Below are 5,774 nucleotides of genomic sequence, written 5' to 3' on the forward strand. Positions count from 1 at the left end.
GATCAAACAATAATCAGCACCTATCAACGACCAGTGGTGCGCTCCTCGCGGGTGATCGAGACCAAATGCATCGATGATGTACCGTTTTGGTGAGCTTGGAGTAGTAGGCGCGCAGGGCTGCGCACTGGGTGGTCGGCACCATCGAGATCCAGGCGCCGCGCCGACGGAACCACGAGCCGATTGGAACCCACGCGTTGCGGGTCGGCTCCATCACGACACGCAGGGTGTCGTGTTCGACCAATCCGATGTCTTCTCAGAGCTTTTCGAGTTCGGCAGGCCGGGTGAAGAACTTTCGTCCCGTCCATATGAAGGTCCCCTCTGAGCGGGCCAGCGTGGCTTGGTGAGCGGCCCGGCAGGCCAGGTCGATACTAAGGTCAGGTCCACGAACATCCTTTCGGCTGATACAAGGTTGCTGGCCGGGCAGCTCGGCGCTACCCACGGTTTCCGTTCCCGCACGCTAGCCGACAAGATTGGTGCCCATGGAGATTCCGTTCGCCGACGCCGTGCGCGGCCGCTTCGGCCGCCGCGACGCCGAGTTCGACTTCATCGAGGAGTTCGAACACGACGCCTTCGACGGCGAGGCAGTCGAGGCGGCACCCGACACCGTCGACCTGCCCTCGGCAGAGCCGGCCCTGCTGCTGCAGAAGATGGAGAACCGGCTGATCCGGCAGCACCTGGCCAACCCGGACGTGTTGAGCGACGAGGAGCTGCGCACGTTGCGCTACATCCTCAATTTCGCCAGGCTCGCCGACTTCGAGCCGGGTGCCGCGGGCCCGGGCGGCAACCGTGGCCGTGGCGACGTCTCGGTCGGCGCCGAAGTGGCACCGTGGCGCTCTAGGGTTACCGACGCGCTGTACGGACCGCTGCGCGAAGAGGCCGACCCGGTCACTGCCCTGAAGGCGGCACGCGATGCGCTGCACGGCCTGGCGGCCGACCAGGACGACCAGCGACGAGTGCTGATCGAGCGCCACGGCAACGACTTCTCGGCCGCCGAGCTAGATTCTGAGGTCGGCTACAAGAAGCTCGTCACGATTCTCGGCGGCGGCGGCGGGGCGGGCTTCGTCTACATCGGCGGCCTGCAGCGGCTGCTGGAGGCCGGCCAACTGCCCGACTACATGATCGGTTCGTCGTTCGGCTCGATCATCGGCAGCCTGGTCGCCCGATCCCTACCGGTGCCGATCGACGAGTACATGGAATGGGCCAAATCGGTGTCGTACCGGGCCATCCTCGGACCCGAGCGGCTGCGCCGCCGTCATGGCCTGGCCGGCGTCTTCGCGCTGCGCTTCGACCAGTTCGCGCTGGCCCTGCTCAGCCGGGAAGACGGCGTGCGAATGCGGATGTCGGACTTGGCCATTCCGTTCGACATCGTGGTCGCCGGGGTGCGACGGCAGCCGTATGCGGCGCTGCCGTCAAGGTTTCGCCGTCCGGAACTGGCGGCGCTGCAGTTGCGGTCGCTACCGTTCCGCCCGATCGGTATCGGACCGCTGGTAGCGGCCCGGATGTGGCAGGTGTCGGCCTTCATCGACTTGCGGGTGGTCAAGCCCATCGTGATCAGCGGCGACGACCCGGACCGGGACTTCGACGTCGTCGACGCGGCGTCGTTCTCGTCGGCCATCCCCGGTGTGCTGCACCACGAAACGCGCGACCCTCGCATGGTCGGAATCCTCGACGAGCTGTGCGCCGAAAAGGACATCGCGGCGATCGTCGACGGCGGCGCGGCCAGCAATGTGCCCGTCGAACTGGCGTGGAAGCGGGTGCGCGACGGCAAGCTCGGCACCCGCAACGCGTGCTATCTGGCCTTCGATTGCTTTCATCCGCAATGGGATTCGCGGCACATGTGGTTAGCCCCGATCACCCAGGCCGTCCAGTTGCAGATGGTGCGCAATCTGCCGTACATCGATCATCTCGTCAAGTTCCAGCCGACGCTGTCGCCGATCAACCTGGCGCCCTCCGTCGCCGCCATCGACCGCGCCTGCGAGTGGGGACGCGACAGCGTCGAACAGGCCATCCCGGTGACCACCGCGCTGTTGCAGCCGACGTGGTGGGAAGGCGACGGTCCGCCGGTAGCCGAGCCTGCTGCGCGCGCGAAGTCGGTGGCGTCGTCGATGAGCTCGGTGCTGGCCGCGATCCAGTCGCCGACCGGACGCTGGGCGCGGTGGCGAAATCGCCACCTGACATAAGACCGCCGGCGATTCACTCGGGTGGCTACCATGGCCCTCATGCCAGAGCCGGTCCCGGCTTCCGAGGAAACCGCCGCACTCGGCGGCGCGACTGCCGCCCTGCCGAATTCGGCACCCACCGACGCGGTTCATACGGCATGGTCGCGCAACGACGAACCCGACGAGCGCCAGGACATCCCCGACGACGATGGGGCCTCCACATCCGAACCGGCCGGTCAGTCCTGGGGCACCACGTGGGGACGCGCCGCGGCGTTGCTGCTGCTCGGTTTCGGTGTCGCGACACTCATCGTGATCGGCGGTTGGGCGCTGACCGCCGAGAAATCTCCCCGTCAGGAGACGCAGCCGGCCGCGGCTCCGCCGGCGACGACGGCCGCCTCCACGGCGACCACCGCGCCGGCTCCCACGACCATCGGCTCGAGCCCGGAGCAGGACAGCGACTACATCAGAGCCCTCAACGACCGCGGCATCACGTTCGCCAATCCCGATGCCGCCGTTTACAACGGCAAGTTGGTCTGCATGAACTTCCGTCGCGGCATGACGGTGGACCAGATAGTCGCGGCATTTCGGGCGAGCAATCCGGCGCTGAGCAGCAACGCCGAAGATTACGTGGCGATCTCGATGCGCACCTATTGTCCGTAACGCGGCACCGTCCGGGTGTTCCCGGACAGTGCGGTGGGTACCTACGCATCTATGACGGATCCGCGTAACCGGAATTCCCGCCAACCCACCAACCTCAACGGCCGGCTCACGCGGCGCCGACACAAGCTTGCACCGGACCCCGGCATTCGACGCGCCATCCTGGTGGCCGCCTCAATGTCGGTGCGCGAGCACGGGGTACGAGGGCTCAACGTCGCCACCGTCCTGGACCGCGCGCAGCTGAGCACCCGTGCCTTCTACCGGCACTTCGAATCGAAAGACCAACTGGTCGCGGCGGTCTTCCTGGAGGTGGCGCGGGTCGAGGCGACGCGGCTGCGAACCCATATGGCCAAGGCCGCCAACCCGGTCGAGGCGGTGGCCGCCTGGATCGACGCGCGACTGGACCTGGCCTTCGACGAGACCGTGAAGGCCGACCTGCGTCACCTGGCCGTGGAGGCCCAATCACACATGCTCACCACCCCCGAGCTCGTCGCACCCGCATACGCCGAAACGCTCGAGCCACTGGTCGAACAGCTTCACCTGGGCCTGCAACAGAACGTGTTCGACGACATCGACCCGGTGAACGAGGCGCAATCCATCCAAGGTGTGGTGTGGGCCAGCACCGAGCAGCAGTGGGCGTCGGGTGATGGTGAACGCGGCGGCGTTCGGAAACGCACCGTCCGGTTCTGCCTGCGCGGTCTGGGCGTGGCGCCGGACACCATCGCCGAAGTGGCCGGCGCCGGCTGCTAAGCCGGCTGCTAACCCGGCTGCTAAAAAGGTGCGATGGACCTCGGCTTCACCGGATCGAAAGCTGTCGTCACCGGAGGCAGCAAGGGCATGGGCTTGGCCATCGCGGAAACCCTTGCCGCCGAAGGAGCCAGTGTGGCCGTCATCGCCAGGGGCAGGGCGGCGCTCGACGCGGCAGTGGACAGGCTGCGCCGGGCCGGTGCCCCGGATGCCGTCGGATTCAGTGCGGACATGGCCTACGCCGCCGCCATCACCGATGCCTTCGCCGCCGTCTCGGAGCGCTGGGGGCAGCTGAATTGCCTGGTCCACACCATCGGGCCGGGCGACGGGTATTTCGAAGACATGGACGATGCGGCCTGGGATGCCGCGTTCACGCTGGGCACCATGTCGGGTGTCCGGTCGATTCGCGCGGCCTTGCCGTTGCTGCGGGCCGCTGACTGGGCCCGCATCGTGACCCTGTCCGCGCACTCCATTCAGCGGCAGAGTCCGCGTTTGGTCGGCTACACCGCATCGAAGGCAGCGCTGACCAGCGTCACCAAGAATTTGTCGAAAAGCCTTGCCAAGGACGGCATTCTGGTGAACTGCGTGTGCCCGGGGACCATCGTCACGGCCAGCTTCACCGAACAGCTCACCGATCTCCTGGCCGCCGACGGCCTGGACGCCACCAATCCGCACGACGTTATGACGTGGATTGACAAGCATTTTCACCACCCATGTGATCTGGGCCGCGCCGGTCTTCCCGAGGAGGTAGCGTCCGTCACCGCTTACCTGGTGTCGCGGCGCAACGGCTATGTCACCGGCGCGACGGTGAACGTCGACGGGGGCTCGGACTTCATCTAACCGGCGGCGCGACCGTCCCGCCGAAACGGCAGCACATGCACCAATGGCACGACGATGGCTCCGACGGCCAATCCGATGACCGCCGAGGCCCCCGTGTCGACCAGCCAGGCCAGCACCGCGCCCATGGACCCCGCAGCGTGACGCACCTGCTCCTCGACGTGGTGAACCAAGGCGTACGGCGGGTGCCAGCCGACGCGGTCGCTGCCGACCAGCAGGATGTGGCCGCCCACCCACAGCATGGCCACCGTCCCGACCGTCGTGAGCGCTGAGAGCAGTTTCGGCATCGCGGCGACCAGGCCCCGGCCGACCTGCCGGCCCAACCGGGATCCGGTTTCGGCAAGCCGCAGGCCCACGTCGTCCATCTTGACGATGGCGCCGACGGCCCCATACACCACTGCGGTGATGATCAGGGCAACAACGACGAGGATGACGAGCCGCGGCAAGAACCTCTGGCTGGCCACCTCGTTGAGGGCGATCACCATGATCTCGGCCGACAGGATCAGGTCGGTCCGGACTGCGCCGCTCACCACCTCCTGCTCGCTGGCCGGGCCGGCCCCGGAATCATGACCGCGGATGCTGCTCCACACCTTCTCGGCGCCTTCATAGCAGAGGTAGGTCGCACCCAGCATCAGGATCGGGGTCAGTAGCCACGGCACGAACTGACTCAGCAGCATCGCGGCCGGCAGGATGATCAGCAGCTTATTGCGCAGCGATCCGATGGCAATGCGCTTGATGATCGGCAATTCTCGCTCGGCGGCGATCCCGTGCACGTATTGCGGCGTGACCGCGGTGTCGTCGACGACCACTCCGGCGGCCTTGACGCTCGCGTGGCCGGCGGCGCTGCCGATGTCGTCGACCGAGGCCGCGGCCAGCCGCGCCAGGGCCGCGACGTCGTCCAGGAGGCCGAACAGCCCCGCGCTCATGGCGTCTCCCCCATGGCGATCGAGGTTACCGTTTGCCGTTGCACTTGACCGTCGGCTAAGCCGGCTGAGCCGGCCCCGTTCGCCATGATCGCCTTGGCGCCGGTCTGCGCACGTTCGAGCGATGGCGCTGCAGCCGACGTGAGCCACCACGTCGACGTCGTCGGCTGGCGCCGGGCAGGCGCCGGCCCGCGCAACGCCGTCGGGAAGGTGTGCCCCAGGGCATTGTCGACCGGCACTCGGCCCACGGTCGCGCCACTGCGCGGATCAAGGATGGTCAGTTCGGTCGTCTCGGGCACTCGTGAGACTTCACCCGAAGAGCCGAAGCTAAACCCGCGCCTACCGCATGCTTGGGACTAAATGTGGACTAAATGCAATACCGTTCAGTTAAGACGGTGGATGGTGATGTTTGGTGAATGCTCGGGTTGGAGCCAGTGGGCGTAGTCGGCGC

Annotated in this window: 6 protein-coding genes; 4 read left to right on the plus strand and 2 right to left on the minus strand. The window is 67.0% G+C overall.

Annotation, left to right across the window (positions count from 1 at the left end; all coding sequences use genetic code 11):
- Positions 1–479: 479 nt before the first annotated feature.
- From BST40_RS27050 to BST40_RS27065, 4 genes are read left to right on the plus strand one after another with little or no spacing between them, the layout of a single operon-like run.
- Positions 480–2,180, plus strand: coding sequence for a patatin-like phospholipase family protein (locus BST40_RS27050; protein ID WP_075545077.1), 1,701 nt, complete (start codon positions 480–482; stop codon positions 2,178–2,180).
- Between the two features lie 39 nt (positions 2,181–2,219).
- On the plus strand, positions 2,220–2,819 hold the full coding sequence (locus BST40_RS27055; protein ID WP_239988011.1) for a DUF732 domain-containing protein: 600 nt from the start codon (positions 2,220–2,222) through the stop codon (positions 2,817–2,819).
- Between the two features lie 51 nt (positions 2,820–2,870).
- Positions 2,871–3,566, plus strand: coding sequence for a TetR/AcrR family transcriptional regulator (locus BST40_RS27060; protein ID WP_075545082.1), 696 nt, complete (start codon positions 2,871–2,873; stop codon positions 3,564–3,566).
- A 33-nt stretch (positions 3,567–3,599) separates the two neighbouring features.
- The gene (locus BST40_RS27065; protein ID WP_075545078.1) at positions 3,600–4,403 is read left to right on the plus strand and encodes an SDR family NAD(P)-dependent oxidoreductase; all 804 of its coding nucleotides are present in this window, start codon (positions 3,600–3,602) and stop codon (positions 4,401–4,403) included.
- On the opposite strand, the gene BST40_RS27070 is transcribed toward BST40_RS27065, so the two are convergent.
- Positions 4,400–5,326 carry a DUF808 domain-containing protein gene (locus tag BST40_RS27070; protein WP_075545079.1) on the minus strand — a complete coding sequence of 309 codons (927 nt, stop codon included), beginning with the start codon at positions 5,324–5,326 and terminating at the stop codon, positions 4,400–4,402. The two genes, BST40_RS27065 and BST40_RS27070, sit on opposite strands and share 4 nt — an antisense overlap.
- Positions 5,323–5,622 carry a hypothetical protein gene (locus BST40_RS27075; protein WP_083156372.1) on the minus strand — a complete coding sequence of 100 codons (300 nt, stop codon included), beginning with the start codon at positions 5,620–5,622 and terminating at the stop codon, positions 5,323–5,325. Before BST40_RS27075 ends, BST40_RS27070 begins: the two co-directional genes overlap by 4 nt.
- Between the last annotated feature and the right edge of the window lie 152 nt (positions 5,623–5,774).

Source organism: Mycobacterium persicum, assembly GCF_002086675.1.
Classification (GTDB): Bacteria; Actinomycetota; Actinomycetes; order Mycobacteriales; family Mycobacteriaceae; genus Mycobacterium; species Mycobacterium persicum.